Origin of the sequence: Mesorhizobium abyssinicae, assembly GCF_049887195.1 — a bacterium.
Lineage (GTDB): Bacteria > Pseudomonadota > Alphaproteobacteria > Rhizobiales > Rhizobiaceae > Mesorhizobium > Mesorhizobium abyssinicae.
Genome location: NZ_JARAKC010000102.1, coordinates 1 through 921, shown reverse-complemented (window position 1 = coordinate 921; position 921 = coordinate 1). Strand labels below are relative to the sequence as shown.

The window sequence follows — 921 nt, the reverse complement described above, 5'->3', positions numbered from 1 at the left end:
GCGTGGTCGACCTCGACACCGCCGCACCCGCCTGGGCCGGGCAGCCGGCTTGCGATCCCGACCCGCGCGCGCTCGGGCTCACCGCGCGCCATCTCGCCTATATCATCTACACCTCAGGCTCCACCGGAACGCCCAAGGGCGCACAAAATGAGCATCGGGCTCTGATCAATCGCCTGACGTGGATGCAGAAAGCCTACGCTCTCAAGGCAACTGATGTTGTCTTGCAAAAGACGTCTTTTGGTTTCGATGTTTCGGCATGGGAGTTTTTCTGGACCTTGCTCGAAGGGGCAGTCTTGGTGCAGGCGCCTGCGGATGCACACAAGGATCCCGATGCACTTGCAAAGCTGATAACCAACCACGGCATCACCACGGTTCACTTCGTGCCGTCCATGCTGGTCAGCTTCATGGATACCAAGGATGTCCAATGCTGCACATCGCTACAGCGTCTCATATGCAGTGGCGAGGCGCTTCCCGCATCGCTCGTGCACAAGGTTCAACGTCTGTTGCCTGGAGCCGGAGTGCACAACCTGTACGGCCCTACCGAGGCAGCTATCGACGTTACAGCCTGGAATTGCCCGGTTGGGTTTGAGGGGTCTGTTGTGCCCATCGGCCGTCCGATCGCGAACACGCGGGTGTATCTCCTGGACGCCCATGGTCAGCCGGTGCCGCTGGGGGCGGTTGGCGAGCTCTATATCGGCGGGGCGGGGGTGGCGCGCGGCTATCTCAACCGGCCCGCGCTGACGGCCGAGCGCTTCATCGCCAGCCCGTTCGTGGAGGGCGACCGCCTCTACCGGACCGGGGATCTGGCGCGCTATCTTGGCGACGGCAATCTGGAGTTCCTGGGCCGCAACGACGACCAGGTGAAGATCCGCGGCTTCCGCATCGAGCCGGGCGAGATCGCGGCGCGCCTTGCCGAGCACG

Annotated in this window: 1 protein-coding gene; it reads left to right on the top strand. The window is 63.3% G+C overall.

Annotation, left to right across the window (positions count from 1 at the left end):
- On the top strand, positions 1-921 hold a 921-nt coding region (locus PU724_RS33815), incomplete at both ends, for an amino acid adenylation domain-containing protein (RefSeq protein WP_426213835.1).